Raw genomic sequence first — 21,704 nt, forward strand, 5'->3', positions numbered from 1 at the left:
CATCGGCGCTGCACTCGACGAGCACGCAGACGCCTGCGAGGCGGGCCGAGAGCCGCTCGGCGGCGTCCGCATCCGGCGCGACATGCACCTGCGCGCCGGCATGCTCGAGGTAGCTGCGCACGTCCGCGAGCTCCGGGCCATGGTCGTCGCGGCACACGAGGATACAGTCGATGCCCTCCAGCCGCGTCTCTTCGCGCTGCCCGGTGGCCGCGACGGCGTCGAAGGGCAGCGTGGCCGTGAACACCGAGCCGGCCCCCGGCGTGCTGCGGACCTCGACCCGTCCCCCCATCAGGCTCACCAGCCGCTTCGTGATCGCCAACCCCAGGCCGGTGCCGCCGAAGCGCCGCGTCGTCGACGCTTCGGCCTGCGTGAAGTGGGTGAACAGGTGGGCGATCCGCTCGCGCGCAATGCCGATGCCGTTGTCCGACACCTCGAAGCTCAGGTGCAGCGGCGCCGCCTGGGCGATGCGCGCACGCACGGCCACATGGCCGCGCAGCCCGGGGCGCCCGGCAGAGAACTTGATGCCGTTGCCGACGAGGTTGTACAGCACCTGGCGCAGGCGCGTCTCGTCCGCCAGCACGCGTTCGGGAATGTCGGGCGCGACGAACACCGACAGGTCCACGCCCTGGCGTGCGGCGAGCGGCGCGAGCGAGCTGCACAGGCTTTCGACGAGCTCCTCGACCGCCACCGGCGTGCGCACGATCTCGAGCCTGCCCGCCTCGATCTTGGAGAAGTCCAGCACATCGTCGAGGATGCCCAGCAGGCTGGTCGAGGACTCGCGCACGGTCTTGACGAGATCGGCCTGCTCCTCGGTCAGTCCGGTGCGCGCCAGCACGTCGACCAGCCCGATGACGCCGTTCATCGGGGTGCGGATCTCGTGGCTCATCGCCGCGAGGAAGGCGGACTTGGCGCGGCTCGCCTGCTCGGCATCGGCGCTGGCCCGCTGCAGCTCGGCATTCAGTTCGCGCAGGCGCTGCGCCGTCTGGTGCTGCTCCGTCATGTCGCGCGCCGAAGCGAACACGAGGCCGTCCGGATGGCGCCGCGCCCGCCACTCGAGCCAGCGCCAGGCCCCGTCCTTGCAGCGGTGGCGGCATTCGAAGCCGATCGTGCCGTCCTCGCCGGCCGCCCCGAATTCGGTGCGCACCTGATCGGCGTCGTCCGGATGCACCTGCGCGAAGAGCGGCTGCGCCTCCAGCTCGTCCGCGCCCCACCCCAGCGTCTGCGTGAACGCGGGGCTCACGCGCACGAAGCGGCCATCGGCGGTGACGATCGCGAGCAGGTCGAGGGACAGCGTGAAGAAGCGGTCGAGAAGTGCCTCCGCTTCGCGCCGGGCTGCGAGTTCGCGCGCGAGGTCGGCGGTGCGCACGGCGACTTCGCGCTGCACCGCGGCCGCATGGCTCGCCGTGCTCAGCGCGACGAAGGCGACGAGGAAGGCGGCCAGCACCGAGATGGCTTCGAACACCTTCAACTCGACCGAGTAGCCTGCCGCCGTGGCGCCGCCCGCCGGGGCAACTTCGAGGCGCAGCGTCCGCCCGCCGAAATCGAGGTCGCGCGCCCAGCGCGCCGCGCTACCCGCCGGCCATTGCTCGAGCCACACCCTCGGCGAGGTCCCGGGCGTCACGTCCGAAATGCGGAACGCGAGCCCCCGCGCCCGCGCCGCGTCCGCCAGCGGCGCGAACATGCGCGCGATATCGAAAATCCCCACCACATAGCCCTGGATCTCGCGTTCTGCCGGCGGCTCCGCCCCCTGCCCCGCTACGCTGTCGGAGCGAAAAACCGGGAGGTAGGCGAGCACGGCCGGCGTCGACTTGCGCAGCAGCGTCGTCTGCTCGGCAACATGGACGTTACCGCTGGCGCGTCCGTGCGCCAGCTCGACGCGGCGCAGTGCCTCGAACGCGTGATCGAGACCGATGATCACGAGGTTCGCTTGCCGCGGTGCGCTGAACAGCACCGGGAAATATTCGCTGCGCTCGCCCGCCGGCCGCAGCCGACCGTCGTCATCGGGTTCCACGATGCGGTAGCCAGGAAAATCCTTCGCGGCCGCGGCCGCCTCGAACTGCGCGCGCGTCGCCTGCGTCACGTACGGCGCCCAGTCGACCGCAAGCACCGCGGGCTGGGCAGCGAACCACGCCGTGAAGCGCTCGAACTCTTCGCGCGTGACCTGCTCGCTCGACGAGAAGAAGCGCTCGACCCCGCGCAGCGGCCCCAGCACGCCCGGTACCGGCAGAAAACCGATCTCATACACCTCGTCGATACGCTGGGCGATCTGCGCCTGCGTCCGGCCCTGCTCGAGGCGGACGATGCCGTGGTTGGCCGTGACAAGCAGGATCGCCGTCGCCAGCAGCGGCAGGACGATGCGCAACGCCGCCGCGCCGCGCGCCCACGGCGGACGCTCGCGTGTCATGCCGATCAACAGCTCCGGCGCAAACAGCAGCACGCCGAGCGTATCGCCCGCCCACCACGCCAGCCACTCGCCGGGCAGGGCATCGATCGGCATCAGGCCGAGTCCGAGGCGCGACAACGCCCCGACGCTCGGCGCGACAACGCAGGCGAGGGGCCCGATCACGAACAGGAAGCGCGCAAGCTCGTGCGTCTGCGACATCTTCCGCAAGTCCGGCAGCAGGCGCCGCACCAGGTAAGCGCCGGCCAGCGCCTGCAGCGCGGCGCCGGTCGCAACGCACGCCGCGAACACCGCCCCGGCCGCGGAATAGTCCTGGATGATGTCGCTGAGAAAGGCGCCCACCCATACCCCCGGCCAGCAGCGCGGGCCGCACATGAGCAGCGCGACGAGCGCCACACCGGCGGCAGGCCACACCGGAGAGGCGTAAGTGGACGCCGGCGCCAACAGGGTCGCCAACAGCCCGGCGGCAAAATACACCGCCGCCAGCATCGCAATCTTGGCCCACCGGGGCTGCGGGACGAGTGCAGCGATGAGACCATGCACCTCGCCCGGGTCCCCCTCCTGGTCGGCGACCGCCGCGGACGTCAATTCCTCACGAACCGTCATCGCGAAAACCCCTCCCGCGCCGCCCTGCATGTCCGTTCACGGCATCTGCGCGCCCCGCGCGCGCCTGGCCCTGCACGACAAATGATACAAGCTGGCGCACCCGCGGCATGTGACCAACGCACGCGCGCTGCGCGCGCAGCCGGACGCCGCGGTCTGCCATCTGGGATCACGCCGCTCAACCGGTCACCGTCACGCCCGGCTGCGGGCCATGGCGATCGAACGGCCAGTAATGGCGAAACGGGCGCGGCGAACCCAGCAGCCACGCCTCCGCCGCATCGAGCACCCCCTGCACCTGGGTCGCCGAAAAGGGTTTCAGCAGGTAGCCGTCGGCACTCGCGCACAGCGCGGCATCGATGTCGGCGAGCGCATTGCGGCCCGATATCATGATCACCAGCGGCGCCGCGGCGCCGGCCGCGGCCTTCAGTTCCCGGCACAGATCCAGCCCGTCGCACGGCCCCGGCATCGCCACATCGAGGAACACCACCTGCGGCCGGAAGCGGCCGATCACGGCGCGGGCCTCCGCCACGTCGCCGGCGACGCGGAGTTGCGCCGGATGCTCGCGCAGCATCGCCCCCATGAGCTTGCACATCAGCGGATCGTCGTCCACGACGAGGATCCGGCCCACGCCCGCCCCGGCGCAGCCTTCCGGCACCAGCCCCGCTTCCGCATCGTCGCCCCCCACGCGTCTCCCCTTCCCGCCGCCCGCATCCGCTCGAAGCTCACGTTCCTGCAGCGGCGCTAGGTATACTTTACCGTAAAGATGTAACTTTTTACATCACGAACAGGGCTGCACGCACGGGAAAGCTCGCGTACCATCCTTGCATTCCCCCCATCGCGTGCGCGGACAATGAATGCCCATCACCATGTCCTGATCATCGAAGACGACCCGTTCTACCGGACGCTGTACGCGAGCAAGCTCAAGGAACTGGGCAGCGACATCCGCATCCGCTCCTCGGAGAACGGCTACGCCGCGCTGGTGGCATTGTCCGAACGCACACCGGACCTGATCATCCTCGACCTGCGCATGCCCAAGTTCGACGGCGTCGCACTGCTCGACATCGTCAAGTCCAAGCCGGAATACGAGGCACTGCCGGTCCTCGTGATCAGTTCGGCGCCGGGCGACTTCGCCCGCATCCGCAGCGCGTACCGGAACGTCTTCATCTTCGCGAAGCCGGTGCGCGCGGATCTCTTCGAGCGTGCCGTGCGCTGGGGACTGCGCCTGGGCGAGGCGGCCGGGGCACCGGATGCGTCGCCCGGGCAACCAGCGCACTCGCGCATCGACTTCGAACACATGAAGCTCTACATCGGCCCCGACCGGACGATCCAGCACGCCGTTGCCGAAGAGTTCTACAAACTGGCGGCGGACCGCATCTCGACGCTCGACCGGCTCGCGCACAGCGACGACCTGCGCGGCGTGCTCGATTTCTGCCATGCCATGGAAGGCGGCGCCGAAGCGATCGGCGCCCACGAAGTCCTCGGCACCGTCGAATCCCTGCGCACGGCTGCACGCGCGTCCGACTGCGAGGCCGTGCGCGGCCATGCGCAGGACTTCGCCGAGGCGCTGCGGCGCTTCTGCGTCGACCTCGCGCACGAGTTCGCGCTCGACGCCCATTGACCGTCCGACCGCCGCCCTGCCCCCACATTGACGCGCCGCCCCCGGAACAGTAACATTCCGGGAACCATACGCTCGACAGGTAAGATTCCGCTTCACCTGCCGCACGCAGCCCGGCCGGCGAGGATGCACGCCCCTCGGCGAACGGCGACTCCCGCCGGAGCCGGTGACGGAGAAACCTGCATGGATCAACACGCGCAGTCACTGGACCACGCGGCGCCCGCAAGCGCTCCGGCGTCGCGCCCGCCCGCATTGGGCGCGACCGGCAAACACGAGCGCAACGAGACGCGCCGCCGCAACCTCGTCATGCTGACCGCCGCGCGTGGCGCGAAGATCGCGCTGACGCACGCCGCAAACCTCACCAGCAGCCGCGTGAGCCTGATGACGTCCGGGCGCAAGCCGGTGTCCGAACCCTTCGCGCAGGCGATCGAGCAGGCCCTCGGCCTGCCCGCGGGCTGGCTCGACATGCCGCAGGAGCGCGACACGGTGCCGCCGTCCGCGTGGGACGTGCTCGGCCCCCCGGCGCACCTCGACAGCATCGCGCCACCCTCCGCCGCGCTGCCACGCACGCCTGCCACGGCAGGCTTCCCCGCCGGAGCGGGCGCCGCCGTCGCCGCACTGCTCGCACAGGCGACTGCACCGACGGCGCTGTTCGACAAGCCGCGCGCAACCGTCGGCCCGATCGCCGAAGCGCTCGCCAAGACCATCCTCAACCTGTCACGCACCGACAAGCTGTCCGAACGCAAGGCCTTCCAGTTGCTGGGCGCCCTGCTCAACGACGACGACACCTGAGCGCGCCCCCTTAACGAGCCCCCCAACGAGCCCCGAATGTTGCTCAAACCCCTGCGCGCCGTGCTCGGCGCGCTCGCCCTCGCCGTGTGCCTGTCACCCGCAGCCGCCGAGCAGCCCCCCATCCTGATCGGCCTCGATGCCGAATTCGGGCACAAGACCAGCACCTCCGCCCAGGCCATCCAGCAGGGCATCGAGCTCGCGATCGACGAGATCAATGCCGCCGGCGGGCTGCTCGGCGGACGCAAGCTCGCCCTCGTCACGCGCGACAACCGTTCGATCCCCGCGATCGGCGTCGACAACCTGCGCGAACTGGCGGCGATGCCCAACCTCGTCGGCGTGTTCGGCGGCAAGTTCAGCCCGGTCATCCTGGAATGGCTGCCGGTGGCGCAGGAACAGGGCGTGCTGATCCTCGACCCGTGGGGCTCCGCGGACCCGATCACCGAGCACAAATACCGCCCCAGCTACACCTTCCGCCTGTCGCTGAAGGACTCCTGGGCCGCGCCGGCGATGCTCAACTTCGCGCGCCGCCAGCACGGCGCGCACCGCGTCGGCATCCTGCTGCCCAACACCGGCTGGGGCCGCAGCAACCGCGCCGCCCTCACCGCCGCCTCGGGCGCGGCTGGCGTGGGCATCGTCGGCGAGCGCTGGTACAACTGGGGCGACCAGTCCCTGCTCGAGCAATACCGCGACCTGCGCGCAGCGGGCGCCCAGGCGATCATCCTCGTCGCGAACGAGACCGAAGGCTCGCTGCTGGTGCGCGAGCTCGCGGCCCTGCCGGCGGGTGAGCGCATGCCGATCATCAGCCACTGGGGGGTGACCGGCGGCGCCTTCGCGGAACTGGCCGGGCCTGCGCTCGACCGGGTCGACTTCGCCGTCATCCAGACCTTCAGCTTCATCGGTCGCGACACCCCCGCCGCGAAACGCGTGCTCGCGGCGCTGAAGGCACGCTACGGCATTCCGGGCGCCGAGCAGGTGCGTGCGCCGGTGGGCGTCGCCCACGCCTACGACCTGACCCACCTCCTCGCCCGGGCGATCGCGCGGGCCGGTTCGGCCGAGCGTGCCAGGGTGCGCGACGCGCTCGAACAACTGCCCGCCTACAAGGGCCTGGTGCGCAATTACGAGCGGCCGTTCACGCCCGAGCGCCACGACGCGCTGACGCCCGAGCAAGTGTTCATGGCGCGTTACACGGCCCAGGACGTGCTTGTGCCGCTGGCGGCTTCGCCCGCACGCGCGGAAAGGCGTTGAAGCGCACGTGACACAGAAAGCGACGGGCCTCGCCGCCCGCATCCGGCAGAGCGCCTTCCTGCTGACCATGTCGGTGCTCGTGCTGACCGGCGTCGGCGTGCTGTCGCTACAGGCCTACAACATCGGCCGTTCGATCGAGCAGGCGCAAACGACCACGCTGCAGGTCCTGGCGGGCAACTTCAATGCACGCCTCGTCAACCTCACCGAGACCGCCGAAAACCTCAGCCGCAGCCCCCTGATCTGGACCGCGCTGACCGACACGACGGGGCGCGAAGCCTACCTGCGGCCTTTCCTGCGCCAGTACAACAGCGGCAATATCTCCCGGCTCGCCCTGCTCGACTACCGCGGACGGTTCATCGCCGGGTCGGCGAACCTCATCGAGGAATCGAAAACCGTCGCCGACGAACTGGCGTCGCGGGTGCTCGCGGCGACCGGTGCGGATCGTCGCCCGATCGCCGTCGACCAGGGCAATGCGATGCTGGTCGCCTACCCCGTCGTCTTTCCCTACACCGAGGACGTGATCGGCGTGCTGTTCAGCCGGGTCGACCTGGCGGCCCTGCTCGCCGAGGCCAGCGGCACGCTCGGCGAGCACTTCAACGTCCTGCTCGAGCGCGAGGGCGCCCCGGAGATCGCGATACGCGACGGCAGCGTGCGCCGCCCGCACGCACCGTCGGTGGCACAGGTCGTGCAACCCCCGCGCCATCCAGACCTCTATAACATCAGGTTCGAGCTGTACAGCACGGACAACCCGTGGTTCAGCCCGCTGCGCGACACCCTGCTGCTGCTGATCGCGCTGGCGCTTCCCGCGATGTGGCTGGTGTGGCACTTCTCGAACCGGCTCGCGAACCGGCTCACGGTACGCCTCGACCGGCTCGCCGGCGCCGTCGAGACGCCGCTCGCCCAGGGCGTCCGCGCGATCCCGGCCGACGACAGCCCGGACGAGATCGGCATCCTGTCGCGCGCGCTGCGCGAGGCGCTCGACGCCCACCGCCAGCTCCACGACAACCTCGAACGCGAAGTCGCGCTGCGCACGCAGGAACTGCAGGCGAGCCGCGACGCGCTCGAGCACTCGAATGTGCGCCTCGAGCAGGCGCTGCATGCGGCCGAAGCCGCGAACCGGGCGAAGAGCCGCTTCCTCGCGACGATGAGCCACGAAATCCGCACGCCGATGAACGCCATCATCGGCATGTCCCGGCTCGCGCTCGATACCCGGCTCGACGCGCAACAACAGGACTACCTCGACAAGATCGGCGGCGCCGCGGACGGCCTGCTGCACGTCATCAACGACGTGCTCGACTTCTCCAAGATCGAGGCCGGCAGCATGGAGATCAGCGCCGCGCCGTTCAACCTGCACGAGCTCGTCGCGAAAGTGGTCGGCCAGCTCGATTTCGGCGCGCGCGAGAAGGGGCTGGCGCTGCGCGTCAGCCTCGACGAGCAGGGCCCGATGGATTACGTCGGCGACGCGCTGCGCATCGGCCAGATTCTGCTGAACCTCGCGAACAATGCGGTCAAGTTCACGCACCACGGCGAAGTGAGCCTGGAACTGCAGCGCCTGGGCAGCGACGCCGACGGCGACATGCTGCAGTTCGTCGTGCGCGACACCGGCATCGGCATGACCGCCGCGCAGGTCGCGCGCCTGTTCCAGCCCTTCTCGCAAGCCGACGATGCGATCACGCGCCAATTCGGCGGCACCGGTCTGGGGCTGGCGATCTCGAAGCAGCTGGCCGAACTGATGCACGGCTCGATCGCGGTCGAGAGCGAGCCCGGCGTCGGCAGCCGCTTCCGCTTCGCGCTGCGCCTGCGCCCGGCCGCCGCGGCGCAGGCGTCGGCGGCGCCCACCTGCAAGGCCAGCGCCGTTTCGTTCAGCCTGGCCGGCCACCACGTCCTGCTCGTCGAGGACAACCCGCTCAACCAGCAGGTCGCCGGCGAGTTTCTGCGCCGCCTGGGCCTGACGGTCGACGTCGCCAACAATGGCGAGGAAGCCGTCGCGCGCACCCGTGACGGCGCCTACGACCTCGTGCTGATGGACCTGCACATGCCGGTGATGGACGGCCTCGAAGCGACCCGGCTGATCCGCCGGCACTTCGACCGCGACGCGCTGCCGATCCTGGCGACCACCGCCGATGCCTTCAGCGAGACCCGCGAACGCTGCCTGGCCGCGGGCATGAACGATCACGTCATCAAGCCGATCGACTTCCGAACCCTGCCGGACGTGCTGGCGCACTGGCTGGCCGTGGCCGACGCGGCGACGGGGTCCACGCAACCGGCCTCGGGCAGCGGCGCTCCAGCCCCGCTGCCTCCCCCTGCCCCCGCGGCGCAGGCCGCCGCCATGCCGCCGGATTCCGGGCTCGGCGAGGCCCTCGCGCGCATCGGCGGGGATGCCGGCCTGTACCGCGAGCTGGCGGCGATGTTCCTCGATCAGTACCGCGACAGCAGCGCGCGCCTCCACCGGCTCCTGTCCGAAGGCGACCTCGACCAGCTGCGCCTCGAAGCGCATTCACTGAAAGGAGTGGCGGGAAATCTCGGGCTGAGTGCCCTGCAGGCACAGGCGCTGCAGACGGAAAAGACGATCCGCGCCGGCGCTTCGGACCAGATGCCCGAGCAGGTGCAGGCGCTCACCGACGCCCTCGATGCGACGCTGCGGCTGGTTGCCGAGCACCTCGCCGCCGACGCGCGCTGGCCCGCTCAGGCCTGATTCGCCACCAGACCGGTCACGTGATCGGCTGCGCTCACTCCGGAAACCGCTTCCGGCATCCGGGCGGGCGGCGTGACGTCGCGGAACGCCGTCACGACGCGGGCGATGCTGCCGTCCGGCGCGGGCACGGGCAACGCATCCATGCGCAACAGGTGCAGTTCGCCACCGACGAGGCAGCCGACGACGGCCCCGGTCACCGCCCGGCCCAGGCACAAGGCCTTGACCGCCGGCAGTTCCGACAGCGCCAGATGGCCACCATCCGCGTCCAGCAGGTCCCACGTGCTGTCGAGCCCGAGGCCGGCGAGGCTGCGAAACCCGAGGCGGCTGCGCGCCGTATCATTGGCGTATTCGATCACGCCGTCGGGCGCATGCGCGAGAATCCCGACTTCGAGGCCGGAGAGAAAATCGCCGTAGCGCAGAAGGGTGTCGATGTCGGGAGGGAGGACGCGCATGAGCATGGGTGAAATTCCTCGACGCCGCCGAAGCGAAAATGTCCTGCCGCGGGCCAGCGTTCACGGTCGCGCGCGACTAGCAATCCTAATTTATCCCAATCTTACCTTACACGCAAACGCAAATCATTACCCTCCTGCCGCCCCTTCGGCCGCGCGGCACGTCCTCGCCCCGAGGCTCATTCGAGCTGCATTAAGATTGAAACAAAAGGACAATCCCGGAACCTGCGATAAATTTCATCCGGCAGAGAAGCCCCGGTCGCCGCAGTGCGCGTAACACTTACATCATGGTATTCTTACGCTTATTGTGGAAGATGCGATGTTCTCGCCAGCCCAACAGATCTTCAACAGCCTGAGCGACGGCCTGATCGTGTTCGAGCGCGGTGGCCACGTGCGCTTCGCCAACCGTGCGGCGGCTGAAACCACCGGCGTCCGCGCGGGCCAGGACTCGCTGCCCGCGCCGATCCGCGCGGAAGTCGAGCGTGCAGTCGAGGGTCCGCTGCCGGCCGAGCTCGATGTCGACGCGCTGCAGGCCGTCGCCGGACCGGCCCCGCACGCACCGCTGCTGCGCGCGCTGCTGCTGCCGAGCACGGGCTCCGATGAATATGTGATCGTGCTGCGCCGTCGCGACGACCAGACGGTGCTCGACCGCGCCCTCGCGACGCTGCAGGTGCTGCTGCAGGGCGAACCCTCGTCGGCGCTGGGCGAACTCGGCGCCGCGCTCGACCGCGTCATCGCCGGGCTCGCCCCGGCCGAACCGGACGCCACGCGGCTGGAGCGCGACCGGCGGCAGGCGCTCGCCCGCGCCGCCGAACTGCGCGAGCGCATCGAGCGGGTCGGCACGGTCCTCGAACTGAGCCTCGCCGGACCGTTGACGGCAGCCCAGGACCGGGTCGACCTCGCGCGCGTCGCGCAGCGGGCGATGCAGCACGTCGCCCGGCGCACCGCCGACGCGCGCTGCCGCATCGCGCTGAGTGAGGCGCCGGGCGAACTCACCCCCGTGTATGGCAGCGAAAAGTGGCTCGAACGCGGGCTCGTCGAGCTCTTCGCCCATGCGATCGAAGCCTGCCCCCATGCGACCGACATCGCGGTGAGCCTGCGTCAGCGCGGCGGCGTGGTCGTGCTCGCACTGCGCCCCACGCAGGCGGGCGGCCCGTTCTCGCGCCCGCGCGCACGCCGCCCGGCGGCGCTCGGCGCCTCGACGCTGCTCGACCCCGCCGAGGACCGGGAGCTGGGCCTCGAAATCGTGCGGCGCGTCTTCGAGGCGCACGGCGGGACGATCGCGATGAAGCAGGATCTCGCCGGCCTGATCGACATCACGGTCGAGATCCCGACCGGCGCCCCGCACGCGCAGGACGACGCCGTGCTGAAAGCCCAGCTCGAACGCTACGCACACGATCTCGTGCAGCTCGTCCGCGCGGGCGTGACGGTCAAACGCGATGAACAAGATCATCCTCGTCGTTGAGGACCAGCCCGACCTGCGCAAGCTCGTCACCCTGACGCTCGACTACGGCGGGCACGAGGTGCACGAGGCCGACAACGGCGCCCAGGGCCTGCGCATGATCGAAGCGCTGCGCCCCGACCTCGTGCTGCTCGACGTGATGATGCCGGGCGAACTCGACGGCATCCAGGTGTGCGAACGCGTGCGCGCGCACCCGCCCATCGCGGCCACGCCCATCGTTTTCCTCACCTCGCGCAGCCAGCTGCAGGACCTCGAACTCGGCCAGCTCGCCGGCGCCAACGCCTACCTGACCAAGCCGTTCAGCCCGCTGCAGCTGATCGAGACGGTCGAATCCCTCCTCGCCGGACGTTGACCGCTAGCCTCGGTCGCGCGGCAGCAGGCGCGCGATCAGCGCCCGCATCTTCACCCAGTGCGACCCTTCCCAGAACACCCGCCGGCACACGTCGCAGGTGCTGAAACGCTGGTGGCGCTCGCGCACGCCCTCCGGCAGCAGGTGCTCGACGCTGGCCTTGTCGATGGCATGGAGCGGCGCGTTGCACGCGAGGCACAGCGTGAACGGCCGCGCACTGCGCGCGAGATCCAGGCGTTCGAGGATCTCGGCGAACTGGTGCTCGGGCTTCAGCGCATGCACGTAGCAGCCGTGCGTGATCGTGCGGCGCTTGAGCAGCTCGCGGTCGCGCGTGAGCACGATGCGCCCGTCGTGCGCGGCAATCGCCTCGATGTCTGGGTCGGCGAAGTTGTTGTCGTAGAGCGTGTCGAAGCCCGTCATGCGCAGCAGGCGCGCGAGCCCGCCGAGATGCGCGTCGGCGACGAAGCGCGTGCGGCGCAGCGGATGTTCGCGCACGCGCAGCAGCGGCGTGATGTCGAAGGCCTCGAAGCGCGGATACACCGACACGCGGTCGCCATCGCAAAGCTGATAGTCAAAGGCCACCGACTCGCCATTGACGAGCACCAGCTCGACCTCGGTGTGCGGCACGCCGAGCGCCTCGACCATGTGCTTGACCGTCGCCGCGCGCGCGCACGGCACGGTGAATTCGCGATAGCGGCGCGTCGGGGCGAGAAAATCGTTGAGTTCCTCGTAGAAGCGGAAGCTCGCCGACACCATCGCCGCACTCCGTATCAGGGCGCCGGCCGCCGCCGGAAGCCGAAACGCTCCGGCACCGCCGCGCGGGCGATCGCCTGCAGCGGCAGGCCGCGCCACACCACACCGGAGCCGCCCGCCATCACCGCCAGCAGCGCCTCGTCGTCCGCCACGCCGCCGTCGCTGCGGCGGCACTGCGCGACGAAAGCGGCGAGGTCGCGGTCGTCGAGCAGCCCCGGCCCGCGCGGCGTATCGAGCAGCACGTTGCCCTCCTCGTCGAGATGTGCAGCGACGATCGCGCCGGCGTCGGCCCCGGTGTGCGTCGTCAGCCCGCCGTCCGGGTGCAGGCGCAGGATCCACGGCGCGTAGTCGAGCGCGACGAACACGCGCTGCGGCCCGTTGTGCACCAGCCAGTTGCCGGCCGCGTCGCGGCCGTAGTTCGCGTTCAGGAAGCCGGCCAGGCCCGCATGCACGACCGCCTCCCCCTGCAGCCGCCAGCAGCCGCGACGGTCGAGCGACAGCCAGTCGTAGCAGGCGGGAACGTCGGGCCAGCGCGCGAGCGCGGCGGGATCGGGAGCGGAGATCATCGGCACGGAACTCCTGGGCAAAATGGCAGGATAGCGCGCCCGGGCCGCCGGCAGAACCCGTCGCGCCTCCTCGGGGCCCGCTCCACGCGCTCCGACTCGGCCGCCGATGCCCCCCCCTGCACCGCATCGCACCGGACCGCCTGCCCCGTTCCAGGAACGCCAGCTCCCCAAAGAACAACGGCCCCGGGCAGCGTCTTCCGCCACCCGGGGCCGATCAAGGGAAACCGCGACGCGGCTTCCGAGGAGAACCCGTCTTCAGAACCTGTGCCGCACGCCCGCCATCACGACGCTCGGATCGTCGCCGCGGTCCGGCCTGAGGTTGCCCAGCGCATAGTTCGCACGCCCGTCGTTGGTCAGCGTCGAATAGGCTGCATACAGCGTAGTACGTTTCGATAGATCATGCAGGAAATAGGCAGACCAGCCGTGCGCATCCTCCGCCGCGCGGTCGTGCGATTCGTCACGCCGGGCGTACGAAAGGGCCAGCGTGTTCGGCCCGGGCAGGCGCAGCTCCGCGCCGACATCCCAGGTCCGCGCACGGCCCCTGCCCACGCTGCCGCTCTCGCGGTCGCGCGTCGCGGCGGCGAAGGCCCTGACCGGTCCGAAGTCGTAGGCGAGGCCCAGGCCGTCGGTGCGCACGCGCCCGCCGGTGGCATCGCGCCACACGGTCTGCGTCACGAGCGCAGCTTCCACCACGCCGCTGCGATACAGGCCGGCGATACCCCAGCCGTCGCCCTCGCGCCGCGCATCGCCGCGGCTCCCGCCGCGCTCGCCGAGCCAATAGCCGGCATCGGCCGAGAAGCCCGCGAATTCGGGCGAGCGGTACTTCACCATGTTGTCGAAGCGCACCTCGTAGGCCGGATCCACGCCCCCGGCCTTGCGCGTCAGCAGGCCCGCGCTGCGGTCCGCGCTGCCGGTCGCATCGAGCGGGTCCAGCGCGACGAAGGCCGGCGAATACTGCCGCCCCAGCGTCACCCGGCCGAAGCCGCCTTCCAGCCCCACGTAGGACTGACGCCCGAACAGGCGTCCGCCCTGCTCCGAGCCGCCGACGGTCGGATCGAAGCCGCCTTCCAGCGTGAACACCGCGGCCAGCCCGCTGCCGAGATCCTCCCGGCCGCGAAATCCCCAGCGCGAGCCCTTGAGTTCGCCGTGATCGACGCCCGTGCGGCGGTCCCCCCCGGCACGCTCCTGGTTCAGGTTCACGTCGATCAGGCCATAGAAGGTGACCGACGCGGCGCCGCCCGACTGCGCCGCGGCAACGAACGGCACGCACGCCGCCGCGACCAGCGCCCACTGCACGATTCTTCCTGCCATCTGACCTCCCCCTTGCCTGACGGCGCCGCCCACGGGCGAGCATGCATCGTTATTGCGTTCAGCATAACGGAATCGCCTTGCGCAAGCGATACATGCGCGGGGTCGCGGACTCTGGGACAATCCGGCGACTGCCCACTGGAGGAACCCGCGATGACGGAAGCGCTCGTCGTGCTCACCAACTGTCCCGACGCCGCCTGCGCCGAGACGCTCGCCACGCTGCTGGTCGAACGCCGCCTGGCCGCCTGCGTGAACATCCTCGCCCCCTGCCGCTCGGTCTATCGCTGGCAGGACCAGACCGAAGCCGCGACCGAAATCCCGCTGCTGATCAAGACCACCCCGGTGCGCTACGCCGAGCTCGAGGCGGCGATCCGCGCGAACCATCCCTACGAACTTCCGGAAATCGTCGCGGTCCCTGTCATGCGGGGTCTGCCCGCCTATCTCGACTGGGTCGCCGCGGAAACCGCGCCGCTTCCCGGCGAGGACGGCGCGGAACCGGCCGATTCGTGATCAGGCGCACGCCCGGCGTGCGCCTGTTGGCGTCCGGGGCTGCCCCGCAGATGTATTGATCCATATCGAAGGCCCGCTGCCGCATCCGCCCTACAATCGCGCCACCGCGCAATACCGATAGCCTCCATGCACCGCCTCCTCTCCCTGATTGCCCTCGTCGCCAGCCTGCTCGCGCTGTCCGCCCCCGCCACCGCCGCCCCGTCCGGCTCGCCGATGCGTCCCGAAGAGGCCTTCGTGCTCTCGGCCCAGGCGCTCGATCCGCAGACCGTCGAGGTCACCGTCAAGATCGCGGGCGACTACTACCTCTACGCCGACAAGTTCCGTTTCCGCGCCGACCCCGACACGGTCAGCTTCGGTACGCCGCAGCGCCCGCCGGGCAAGGTCAAGAACGACGAGTTCTTCGGCACGGTCGAGACCTACCGCAAGGAAGTGAAGCTCGTGCTGCCGGTGACCGCGCCGGACGGGGTCACGAAGTTCCGCCTGCTCGGCAGCGTGCAGGGCTGCTGGGACGGCGGCATCTGCTATCCGCCCAACGAGCAGACCGCCGACATCGACCTGATGGCGAAGCCGGTCAAGACCGGCGGCAACTTCCTCGACGGCCTGCTGTCGCGCGACGACACGTCCGCGCTGAGCGCCGCCGGAGGCAGCGGCGTCGCCGGCGACGAGAGCGGGCGCATCGCCGGCCTGCTGCGCGACGCGAGCGGCCCGCTGGTGCTGCTGAGCTTCTTCGGCTTCGGCCTGCTGCTCGCCTTCACGCCCTGCATGTTCCCGATGATCCCCATCCTCTCGGGCATCATCGTCGGCCACGGCCACCACATCTCGCGCGGGCGCGCCTTCCTGCTGTCGCTCGTGTACGTGCTCGGCATGGCCGTGACCTACGCCGCCGCCGGCGTCGCCGCGGGCCTCTCCGGCACGATGCTGTCGGCCGCGCTGCAAAACGCCTGGGTGCTCGGCAGCTTCGCGCTGGTGTTCGTGCTGCTGTCGCTGTCGATGTTCGGCTTCTACGAACTGCAGCTGCCGAGCGCGCTGCAGAGCCGCCTCTCGTCGACCGCCAGCCACCAGAAGGGCGGCAATCTCGGCGGCGTCGCCGTGATGGGCGTGCTGTCCGCGCTGATCGTCGGCCCCTGCGTCGCCGCGCCGCTCGCGGGCGCGCTGCTCTACATCGCGCAGACCGGCAACGCCGTGCTCGGCGGCGCGGCACTCTTCGCGATGGCGCTCGGCATGGGCGCCCCGCTGCTCGCCGTGGGAGTCGCCGCACGCTCGGTGCTGCCCAGGGCCGGCGCGTGGATGGAAGGCGTCAAGAAAGCCTTCGGCGTGATGCTGCTGGCCGTCGCGGTGTGGCTGCTGACGCCGGTCGTACCGCCGCTGCTGCCGATGCTCGCGTGGGCCGCGCTGCTGGTGTTCTCGGGCATCTTCCTGCACGCGATCGACCCGCTGCCGCCGCAGGCGAAGGGCTGGCAGCGCTTCTGGAAGGGCGTCGGCGTCGTGCTGCTGATCGGCGGCTCGGCGATGCTGGTCGGCGCGCTCGCGGGCTCGCGCGACCCGCTGCAGCCGCTCGCGGTGCTGCGCACCGGTGCCGCGAGCGCGAACGCCGCCGAAGCCCCGCGCTTTGAGAAGGTGTCCTCGCTCGCCGAGCTCGACGCCCGCCTGGCCTCGACCGACCGCCCGGTGATGCTCGACTTCTACGCCGACTGGTGCGTGTCGTGCAAGGAGATGGAGCGCTTCACCTTCACCGACCCCGGCGTCGCCGCGCGCATGAACCGCATGCTGCTGCTGAAGGCCGACGTCACCGCCAACAACGACGACGACAAGGCGCTGCTCAAGCGCTTCAACCTCTTCGGGCCGCCGGGCACGATCTTCTTCGACCGCGGCGGCAAGGAGCGCGACGGCCTGCGTGTCGTCGGCTTCCTCGAAGCGGGCGCCTTCGGCGAAGTGCTCGACCGCGCGCTGCGCTGACGGCCGCAGCCCGGGGAAGCGTGGGCGAAGCGATCGCTTTTCGGCGCGTTTCGCCTACAATCACTGCTTCCTTATCTTCCCGCCCATCCAAATGTTCTCCGGAATCGTGGCCGCCTGCGGCCGAATCGAGCGCATCGATCCCCTGCAGGACGGCGTTCGCCTGACGGTCGACGTGGCCGACCTGGATCTCTCCGACGTGCAGCTCGGCGACAGCATCGCCAACAGCGGCGTATGCCTCACCGTCATCGCGACGGACGGCCCGCGCGTGCAGTTCGACGTGTCGCGCGAGACGCTCAACTGCACCGCCGGACTCGACGCCGTCGGCAACGAAGTGAACCTCGAGAAGGCGCTGCGTCTCGCCGACCGCCTCGGCGGCCACCTCGTCACCGGCCACGTCGATGGTGTCGGCGAAGTCGTGCGCTTCGTGCCGGTCGGCGAGAGCCACGACCTCGTGATCCGCGCGCCGGCCGCGCTCGCCGGCTACATCGCGCGCAAGGGCTCGGTCACGGTGAACGGCGTCAGCCTCACCGTGAATCGCGTCGAGGGCACCGAGTTCTCGATCAACCTGATCCCGCACACCGTCGCCGTCACGAACCTCAAGCATCTCGCGGCCGGCAGCCGCGTCAACCTGGAAATCGACCTGATCGCCCGCTATTGCGAACGCCTGCTCGCATGGCGCGAGGAATCCGCACAATGACCGCACTATCCCCCGTCACCGAAATCGTCGAGGAAATCCGCGCCGGCCGCATGGTCGTGCTGGTCGACGAGGAAGACCGCGAAAACGAAGGCGACCTCGTGCTCGCCGCCGAGCACGTCACGCCCGAGGCGATCAACTTCATGGCCAAGTACGGCCGCGGCCTGATCTGCCTCACGCTCACCGAAGCACGCTGCAAGCAGCTCGGGCTGCAGCTCATGGTGCGCGACAACCGCTCGCCGCACGGCACCGCCTTCACGACCTCGATCGAGGCCGCCGAAGGCGTCACCACCGGCATCTCGGCGCACGACCGCTCGCGCACCGTCGAAGCCGCCGTCGCACGCAACGCCAAGCCCACGGACATCGTCCAGCCCGGCCACATCTTCCCGCTGATGGCGCAGAACGGCGGCGTGCTGATCCGCGCCGGCCACACCGAAGCCGGCTGCGACCTCGCCGCGCTGGCCGGGCTCGAACCCGCCGCGGTGATCTGCGAGATCCTCAAGGACGACGGCACGATGGCGCGCCTGCCCGACCTCGTCGAATTCGCGAAGGAGCACGGCCTCAAGATCGGCGCGATCCGCGACCTGATCCAGTACCGCTCGGCGCACGAGCACCTGATCGAGCGCGTCACCGAGAAGGACGTCGACACGCCCTACGGCCGCTTCCGCCTGTTCGCGTTCGAGGACAAGACCACCGGCGAAGTGCATTTCGCGATGTCGAAGGGCGACATCCGCCCCGAGCGCGAGACGCTGGTGCGCGTGCATGAACCGATCTCGGTGGTCGACTTCCTCGACGCCGAGAGCACCCGCCACACCTTCCCGGTGAACCAGTCGCTCGCCCGCCTCGCCCAGGCCGAGCAGGGCGTGATCGTGCTGCTGTACCGGCCGCAGTCGGGCAGCGAGCTGCTCGCGAGCCTGACCGGCGAGGGCTACCAGCCGCCGAAGTGGGACGCGCGCCTGTTCGGCGTCGGCGCGCAGATCCTGCGCGACCTCAACGTCGGCAAGATGCGGCTGCTCTCCAGCCCGCGCAAGATCCCGAGCATGGCCGGCTTCGGGCTGGAAATCACGGGTTTCGTCGATCCGGCCTGAGGTGGTAACCTCGACGTTTTACCGTGCCGGAAGTCCCGCGGATTTCCGGCTTTTCCGCTTTCCAAAGAATCGAACATGGCCCGTTACGACAACATCCCCGAATTCGAGCCCGACCTGAACGGGCAAGGCCTGCGCATCGGCATCGTCATGAGCCGCTTCAACCAGGACGTGTGCGAAGGCCTGCTGTCGGCCTGCACCGCCGAGCTGCTGCGCCTGAATGTCGCGCCCGACCTGATCCGCATCGCGACCGTCCCCGGCGCGCTGGAAATCCCGCTCACGCTGCAGGCGATGGCGCGCAGCGGCCGTTACGACGCGCTGATCGCGCTCGGCGCGGTAATCCGCGGCGAAACCTACCACTTCGAGCTGGTTTCGAACGAGATGGGCACGGGCATCACGCGCATCGGCCTCGACACCGGCCTGCCGATCGCCAACGGCGTGCTCACGACCGAGGACGACGACCAGGCGCTCTCGCGGATGCAGGAAAAGGGCAGCGACTGCGCGCGCACCGCGGTCGAGATGGCCCGCCTGCTGCGGATGCTCAAATGAGCGGCAAGGCAGCACGGCGCCGCGCGCGCGAATTCGCCCTGCAGGGCATCTACCAGTGGCTGCTGTCGGGCAACTCCGTCCCGGTGATCGAGGACCACGTCGCCCAGGTCACCGGCTTCGACAAGGCCGACCGCGAACTCTTCGTCAGCCTGCTGCGCGGCACGCTCGCAAACGTCGAGGCGCTGCAGGCGGAGTTCGTCCCCTTCATCCACCGCCCGGTCGACGAACTCTCCCCGGTCGAGCGCGCGATCCTGCTGCTTGCGACGCAGGAGCTGATGAACGGCATCGAGACGCCCTACCGCGTCATCATCAACGAGGCGATCGAGCTCGCGAAGGGCTACGGCGGCACCGACGGCCACCGCTTCGTTAACGGCGTGCTCGACAAGCTCGCGGCCAAGCTCCGTGCGGTCGAGGTGAGCGCGGCGAAGGACGCCGGCAAGTCCTGACGCACCGCTCGCGCAGGCAGGAGAACAGGACGGGCCGCGAGGCCCGTTTTCTTTTTCCGCACCGACATGCCGCCGCGCAGTACAAAACGGAAGGGCCCGCCGGTGCGTCACCGCACCGCCGGGCCCTTCATTTCATCTGCGCCCCCAGCGGGGGCAGGAACTCATTCGGCCGGACGCTTACCCGCGTGCCGCCGGACGCGGACGACGGGCGCCCTCCGGACGATCGCTGCCGAAACGGGCGCCGTCGCGCGAACCCTCACGGCGCGGGCCACGGTCGTCGCGGTTCCAGCCGCCGCGCTGTTCGTCGCGCGGATAGGTGCTGCGCTCGGCACGGTCGCCGAAGCTGCGGGGCTCGCTGCGACCGAAGCCGGGACGCTCCTCGCGCGGCGCGCTGCCGCGCTCGTCACGGCCATAACCGCCACGGTTGCCGTCGCGCCCTTCCGACGACCAGCCCTTGCCGGCGCCCGGACGCGAGTCGCGCGAATCGCGGCTCCAGCCGGAACCGGTCGACGGACGGCCGCCGTAGCCCGGCTTGCTGCCGCCCGGGCGGCGCGGGCCGGCCGGACGCTGCGTCGGCTCCAGGCCTTCGATCACATGCACGTCCATGCGCTTGCCGGTGAAGCGCTCGATCGCGCGGATGATGCCCATCTCGCGCGGGCCGGACATCGTGATCGCGATGCCGTCGCGGCCGGCGCGGCCGGTGCGGCCGATGCGGTGCACGTAGTCCTCGACCTGGCGCGGCGGGTCGAAGTTGATGACGTGGCTGATGCCCGCGACGTCGATGCCGCGCGCGGCGACGTCGGTCGCGACGAGCACGTCGATACGGCCCTGGCGCAGCTTGTCCAGCGTGCGGTTACGCGCGGTCTGGTGCATGTCCCCATGCAACGCTGCCGCCGAGAAACCCTTTTCCTGCAGCGTCAGCGACACTTCCTCGGCGCTGCGCTTGGTGGCCGTGAACACCACGGCCTGCTGCCGCCCGTCACCGCCGAGCAGCGACTCGAGCAGGCGCGTCTTGTGCACCAGGTTGTCGGCCATCATCAGGCGCTGTTCGATGTTGCCGCGGTTCTCGACCGTCGGCGCGATCTCGATGCGCTGCGGGTTGCGCTGCAGCTTGCTCGCGAGGTTGCCGACGACGCCATCCAGCGTCGCCGAGAACAGCAGGGTCTGGCGCGAAGCCGGGGTCGCGGCGACGATGGTCTCGATGTCCTCGACGAAGCCCATGTCGAGCATGCGGTCGGCTTCGTCCAGCACCAGCGTCTCGACATCGGACAGCTTGATCTTGCGGCGCGTGAGGTGGTCGATGAGGCGGCCCGGGGTCGCGACGACGACGTCGACGGGGCGCGACAGCTGCTTCACCTGCGCGAAGAAGGGCGCGCCGCCGACGAGGCAGGCGGTGTTGAGCCAGCGCAGGTTGCGGCCGTAGGTCTTCACGGCCTTCTCGACCTGCTGCGCGAGTTCGCGCGTCGGCGTCAGCACGAGGACGCGCGGACCGGCGCCGGGCGCAGGCTTGCGCTCGACGAGGCGGGAGAGGCTGGGCAGCGTGAAGGCGGCGGTCTTGCCGCTGCCGGTGTGCGACGACACCATCAGATCGGCACCGGAGATCGCGGCGGGAATCGCCTTGACCTGCACTTCGGTGGGGACGGTGTAGCCGGTGGTTTCGATCGCCTTCAGCAGCAGTTCGTTGAGGCCGAGTTCGTTGAACGTCATGGGTTCTTCCTGTTGTGGCCGCAGCGACGGATGGTCGCAACGACATACGGTCCGCTTTGGCGGACCAATGAAAAGGCATCGCACCGTCCACGGGGGACGCGGTGGCGGCAAGCGCGCGATGGGCTTGGGCCGGCCGGATACCGTCGAATCAAAAACAACTATAGACGACGGATGCGACCGCGCATCGGCACCAACCGGCATTCGCGATGCCTTTCGATCAGGGAGAACGAGAGGAGTTCGACGGGAGGGTCGGGGGCGATGGGGCTGTGGATACAGTCCCTCGGCTGGGTCCGCGGAATCCTGTTCCGCGAGTCAAGACCTGAAATAAAACCGACTGCTGCATTGCACAACGGGCGCAATGGTAGCCGATTTTGCGCTTTCGGGAAAGCAGAATCGGGATAGGGGCGGTCAGGCTTCCTGACCGATCCCCTCCCACACCACCCGGCATGCGGGTCCGCACCGGGCGGTTCGAGCAGTTGAGGTCATGAGAGCCGCGGCACGCCGAGTCGGTCGAAGTAG

General features: G+C 69.9%; 19 protein-coding genes. 12 read left to right on the top strand and 7 right to left on the bottom strand.

What is annotated here, in order from left to right:
- On the bottom strand, positions 1-3,007 hold a 3,007-nt coding region (locus GPA22_RS20865; RefSeq protein ID WP_169257999.1), incomplete at its 3' end, for a CHASE domain-containing protein.
- A gap of 175 nt (positions 3,008-3,182) precedes the next feature.
- On the bottom strand, positions 3,183-3,689 hold the full coding sequence (locus tag GPA22_RS20870) for a response regulator (RefSeq protein ID WP_169258000.1): 507 nt from the start codon (positions 3,687-3,689) through the stop codon (positions 3,183-3,185).
- 165 nt (positions 3,690-3,854) lie between these two features.
- Between GPA22_RS20870 and GPA22_RS20875 the strand changes: the two genes are divergently transcribed.
- From GPA22_RS20875 to GPA22_RS22855, 4 genes are all read left to right on the top strand, one after another.
- Positions 3,855-4,622 carry a response regulator gene (locus GPA22_RS20875; protein ID WP_169258001.1) on the top strand — a complete coding sequence of 256 codons (768 nt, stop codon included), beginning with the start codon at positions 3,855-3,857 and terminating at the stop codon, positions 4,620-4,622.
- 180 nt (positions 4,623-4,802) lie between these two features.
- Positions 4,803-5,411, top strand: coding sequence for a hypothetical protein (locus GPA22_RS20880; RefSeq protein WP_169258002.1), 609 nt, complete (start codon positions 4,803-4,805; stop codon positions 5,409-5,411).
- Positions 5,412-5,447: 36 nt separating this feature from the next.
- Positions 5,448-6,656, top strand: coding sequence for an ABC transporter substrate-binding protein (locus GPA22_RS20885; RefSeq protein WP_211169279.1), 1,209 nt, complete (start codon positions 5,448-5,450; stop codon positions 6,654-6,656).
- A 7-nt stretch (positions 6,657-6,663) separates the two neighbouring features.
- A complete protein-coding gene (locus GPA22_RS22855; RefSeq protein WP_169258003.1) occupies positions 6,664-9,351 on the top strand; it encodes an ATP-binding protein in 2,688 nt (895 codons plus the stop codon).
- On the opposite strand, the gene GPA22_RS20895 is transcribed toward GPA22_RS22855, so the two are convergent.
- Entirely contained in the window at positions 9,342-9,809 is a 468-nt protein-coding gene (locus GPA22_RS20895; RefSeq protein ID WP_169258004.1) for a PAS domain-containing protein, read from the bottom strand. The genes GPA22_RS22855 and GPA22_RS20895 overlap by 10 nt on opposite strands.
- A gap of 310 nt (positions 9,810-10,119) precedes the next feature.
- On the opposite strand from GPA22_RS20895, the gene GPA22_RS20900 reads away from it, so the two are divergent.
- On the top strand, positions 10,120-11,265 hold the full coding sequence (locus GPA22_RS20900; protein ID WP_169258005.1) for a sensor histidine kinase: 1,146 nt from the start codon (positions 10,120-10,122) through the stop codon (positions 11,263-11,265).
- Positions 11,240-11,614, top strand: coding sequence for a response regulator transcription factor (locus GPA22_RS20905; protein WP_169258006.1), 375 nt, complete (start codon positions 11,240-11,242; stop codon positions 11,612-11,614). The genes GPA22_RS20900 and GPA22_RS20905 overlap by 26 nt, the downstream gene beginning before the upstream one ends.
- A gap of 3 nt (positions 11,615-11,617) precedes the next feature.
- On the opposite strand, the gene GPA22_RS20910 is transcribed toward GPA22_RS20905, so the two are convergent.
- From GPA22_RS20910 to GPA22_RS20920, 3 genes are all read right to left on the bottom strand, one after another.
- Positions 11,618-12,367 carry a Mut7-C RNAse domain-containing protein gene (locus tag GPA22_RS20910; RefSeq protein ID WP_169258007.1) on the bottom strand — a complete coding sequence of 250 codons (750 nt, stop codon included), beginning with the start codon at positions 12,365-12,367 and terminating at the stop codon, positions 11,618-11,620.
- Between the two features lie 14 nt (positions 12,368-12,381).
- Positions 12,382-12,930, bottom strand: a complete 549-nt coding sequence (locus GPA22_RS20915) for a DUF2946 family protein (RefSeq protein ID WP_169258008.1) — start codon at positions 12,928-12,930, stop codon at positions 12,382-12,384.
- 255 nt (positions 12,931-13,185) lie between these two features.
- The gene (locus tag GPA22_RS20920; protein ID WP_169258009.1) at positions 13,186-14,241 is read right to left on the bottom strand and encodes a porin; all 1,056 of its coding nucleotides are present in this window, start codon (positions 14,239-14,241) and stop codon (positions 13,186-13,188) included.
- Between the two features lie 150 nt (positions 14,242-14,391).
- On the opposite strand from GPA22_RS20920, the gene cutA reads away from it, so the two are divergent.
- The 6 genes from cutA (at position 14,392) to nusB (ending at position 19,478) form a co-directional block, all read left to right on the top strand.
- Positions 14,392-14,748 carry a divalent-cation tolerance protein CutA gene (gene cutA / locus GPA22_RS20925; RefSeq protein ID WP_169258010.1) on the top strand — a complete coding sequence of 119 codons (357 nt, stop codon included), beginning with the start codon at positions 14,392-14,394 and terminating at the stop codon, positions 14,746-14,748.
- A 126-nt stretch (positions 14,749-14,874) separates the two neighbouring features.
- On the top strand, positions 14,875-16,704 hold the full coding sequence (gene dsbD / locus GPA22_RS20930; RefSeq protein ID WP_169258011.1) for a protein-disulfide reductase DsbD: 1,830 nt from the start codon (positions 14,875-14,877) through the stop codon (positions 16,702-16,704).
- 91 nt (positions 16,705-16,795) lie between these two features.
- A complete protein-coding gene (locus tag GPA22_RS20935; protein ID WP_169258012.1) occupies positions 16,796-17,401 on the top strand; it encodes a riboflavin synthase in 606 nt (201 codons plus the stop codon).
- Positions 17,398-18,486 (top strand): bifunctional 3,4-dihydroxy-2-butanone-4-phosphate synthase/GTP cyclohydrolase II, encoded by a 1,089-nt coding sequence (gene ribBA, locus GPA22_RS20940; RefSeq protein ID WP_169258013.1) that lies wholly within the window; start codon positions 17,398-17,400, stop codon positions 18,484-18,486. Before GPA22_RS20935 ends, ribBA begins: the two co-directional genes overlap by 4 nt.
- A gap of 75 nt (positions 18,487-18,561) precedes the next feature.
- A complete protein-coding gene (ribH, locus tag GPA22_RS20945; protein ID WP_169258014.1) occupies positions 18,562-19,032 on the top strand; it encodes a 6,7-dimethyl-8-ribityllumazine synthase in 471 nt (156 codons plus the stop codon).
- Entirely contained in the window at positions 19,029-19,478 is a 450-nt protein-coding gene (nusB, locus tag GPA22_RS20950; RefSeq protein WP_169258015.1) for a transcription antitermination factor NusB, read from the top strand. The genes ribH and nusB overlap by 4 nt, the downstream gene beginning before the upstream one ends.
- Before the next feature lie 177 nt (positions 19,479-19,655).
- On the opposite strand, the gene GPA22_RS20955 is transcribed toward nusB, so the two are convergent.
- Positions 19,656-21,185: a DEAD/DEAH box helicase gene (locus tag GPA22_RS20955; RefSeq protein ID WP_169258016.1), complete on the bottom strand. Its 1,530-nt coding sequence runs from the start codon at positions 21,183-21,185 to the stop codon at positions 19,656-19,658.
- Between the last annotated feature and the right edge of the window lie 519 nt (positions 21,186-21,704).

The organism is Aromatoleum toluvorans (assembly GCF_012910905.1).
GTDB classification, from domain to species: Bacteria; Pseudomonadota; Gammaproteobacteria; order Burkholderiales; family Rhodocyclaceae; genus Aromatoleum; species Aromatoleum toluvorans.